1 protein-coding gene is annotated in these 859 nt (G+C 48.2%); it reads right to left on the bottom strand.

Features of this window, described 5'->3' with window-relative positions; all coding sequences use genetic code 11:
* A partial coding sequence (dprA, locus tag A3763_RS22145) for a DNA-processing protein DprA (protein ID WP_068760520.1) occupies positions 1–859 on the bottom strand: 859 nt, incomplete at both ends.

Raw genomic sequence — 859 nt, 5'->3', positions numbered from 1 at the left:
GCTGAGTTTACTGATTTCACACGCTGATAGCCACCTGGCACATTAGAAATTAAACCTTTTAGCTCCAAGCTCACCAGGTTTTGCAATAGCACGCCAGCTTCCAGTTGGCTCTCGCTAGCTAGAACGTCAAAGGAGGTACACTGAAAATCAATCAGAGGTAATAGCTTTCCTTCATCGGGCAAAAGTTCATGTGACAACTGAGTTTCAGCTGCATGACCCTCAGCCTTGCCCACTATAGCGCTTGTACTGCGCCCAATCGGACTCTCACGCTTTGAGTTATTGGCGGAAGACGCTACCGTCATACAAGAGTCCCGACAAGGAAAAGCTAGAATATCCTCGACACATGTCACCAGCTGCGCTCCCTGTTTAATCAGATCGTTGCATCCGGCAGCCACTTCACTATCAATAGGCCCTGGAATGACATATACCTCCCGATTCTGTTCTATCGCATAATTCGCAGTGATTAATGATCCGCTTTTCAGGCCAGCTTCAACAATCAATGAACCCTGAGAAAGCCCCGAAATCAAACGATTTCGTCGCGGAAAATTTGCAGGCACAGGCAGAGACCCTAAAGCCATTTCCGACACCAGCACTCCTCGATCCATAATTTGCTCTGCTAGTTTTTGATTTTGCCTTGGGTAAACAAGATCTAAGCCCGTCCCCAAAACCGCACAGGTAATGCCACTTGCTTCCAAGGCTCCTCGATGGGCCAAAGTATCAACCCCCAAAGCCAAACCACTAACGACATTCTGGCCCTGAAGGCTCAACTCATAGGCAAAAGAATAGGCATGCTGTTTCCCGGCCATACTTGGTTTTCTGCTACCCACAACGGCTAAGGCAGGCAACAATAAAGACTCCA

It is taken from the genome of Oleiphilus sp. HI0128, assembly GCF_001635365.1.
The sequence above is the reverse complement of the archived record's forward strand: the minus strand, read 5'-3'. Positions and strand labels throughout refer to the sequence as shown.